The sequence below is a fragment of the uncultured Campylobacter sp. genome (assembly GCF_938045405.1).
In the GTDB taxonomy this organism is placed as follows: Bacteria; Campylobacterota; Campylobacteria; order Campylobacterales; family Campylobacteraceae; genus Campylobacter_B.
Genome location: NZ_CALIMW010000098.1, coordinates 1 through 1,909, shown reverse-complemented (window position 1 = coordinate 1,909; position 1,909 = coordinate 1). Strand labels below are relative to the sequence as shown.

2 protein-coding genes are annotated in these 1,909 nt (G+C 49.3%); both read right to left on the bottom strand.

Annotated features, from left to right (window positions below):
- Positions 1–113: 113 nt before the first annotated feature.
- Positions 114–1,478 carry a sodium:solute symporter family protein gene (locus Q0140_RS03610; protein WP_297961993.1) on the bottom strand — a complete coding sequence of 455 codons (1,365 nt, stop codon included), beginning with the start codon at positions 1,476–1,478 and terminating at the stop codon, positions 114–116.
- 2 nt (positions 1,479–1,480) lie between these two features.
- On the bottom strand, positions 1,481–1,909 hold a 429-nt coding region (locus Q0140_RS03605), incomplete at its 5' end, for an aminotransferase class III-fold pyridoxal phosphate-dependent enzyme (protein WP_297961991.1).

The window sequence follows — 1,909 nt, the reverse complement described above, 5'->3', positions numbered from 1 at the left end:
ATCAATCTTACAATGCAAAACGGGATAAATTTAGTAGCTCTGCTCTTATGCGATAACGATCTTATTAAATGCGCGCAGTATCCGCTCGCGTGAAATTTTATCACACCGCGGGCTCACTCTTTCTCGTGCTTGCTTGCTTGGGGTATGCAGACGCAGTCTGGATCGGGCTTTGAAAAGGCTACGTTAAATTTAAACCTAGCCGCCAGGCATAAAATGCACGCCGTAATGATCCCCACTACGGCAAAGGCATTTATACCGCTAATAGCCGCGGCTAGCCCCAAGGCGCCGCCTAGGTACATGGCGCACAAAACGAGATCCTTATCGATCTTGCCGCGAAAGATGATGGCGAAAAATAGCGCCGTCGCCACGCCGCTTACGAAGATGTTGCTCGCCGCGAAGAGATAGTTTAAAATTTCGCCGCCGAAGCTTGCTAAAAGTAGCGCGATCGCGCCGAAGCCTAGCGTAGCGATGCGGTAAATTTTTAGATCCTCGCTTCGCAAAATATCGTGCGCGAAGATGCTAGAAGCCGTGATCAAGCAGGTGTCCGCAGAGGATATGATCGCCGCCAATAGCCCCAGCATCAAAACCGAGCCCAACGATGCAGGCAGCGCGTTAAAAAGGCTTACGTTAAGCAGATTTTCGCCGCTCGTGCCGTCGGCCGCAAGGCTCATCGCGCCAAAACCTATAAAAGCGATCATTATGCTACTGATTGCGATTCCAAAAGCACCGAAGATAGAGCCTAGGATCGCCGCGCGCTCGTTCTTTGCGCTTAAAATTCTAGAAAACAGCATCGGATCGATCACGTAGCTAGTACCGATAACCAGCAGATAATATCCGATCTTGTCGTATCCGAAGGCGTCATTTTTGAGCGTAAAATTTACATTTTCAAACACCTGCGGCGAATTAAAATTTAGCCAGAGCAAAACTGCCAAAAACGCCGCGATTACGATAGCGTATTGATATACATCGCTTCTAATGACCGCTCTTTGCCCGCCCAAAATCGTATAAACGATGATGACCGCGCCTCCGATGAGCAGCGAGGGGTTAAAATTTAGATCAAACGCCGAGAGTATGCGCGCGCTAGCGCTAAACTGCGCCGCTAAGATAGCGCACCACGCCACGCAAATGATAACCGCGCTAACGAGCCTGGCTCTTTTGTCGATAAAAATTTCTGCTATCTGCGCGAACGTTAGCGCTTTGCTCGCGCGTAAAATTTTTGCAATAAAAATCGCTAAAATCATTAGTCCGATCGCGCCGCTTAAAAGCCACCAAACCGCGGCAAACCCGTACTTTTGCATATTCGATACCACGCCGATCGTAGCTGCGCCGCCCACGCAGGTAGCTACTATCGAAAATGCGATTTCAAAAGCGCTCGCCTTTCTGTCTGCGACCAAAAACCCCTCAAGAGCGGTCTTTTTGCGAAATTCCAAGAAGCCTAGCAAAAGTAGAAATATGATAAATACGATTAAAATTTGCAATCTTATCCTTTATAAATTTTTAATTTTACCGCATCGCGGATCGCTTCGCAAAGCGCTTGCGTATCGCTTCTGGGCGTGATGAACGGCGGCATGAGATAGATATTTTTGCCAAAGGGTCTGATCCAGACGCCCCTTTTTACGAAAAACTCCTGCAGTGCCTCCACGTCCACCGCCTCCTTCATCTCTACGACGCCGATAGCGCCCAAGGTGCGAACGTCCGCCACGCCGTCTAAGCTCCTGCACTCTTTCAAGCCCTCTTGCAGGTCGGAGTGGATTTGCGCGACTTTTTGCGCTGTGTCCTGCGCGCATAAAATTTCTAAATTTTTAAGCGAAACGGCACAAGCTAGAGGATTTGCCATGAAGGTCGGTCCGTGCATCAAAACGCCGCCGTTTCTGCTCACGCCGTGTGCGATCTTTTCGTTCGTCAAAAC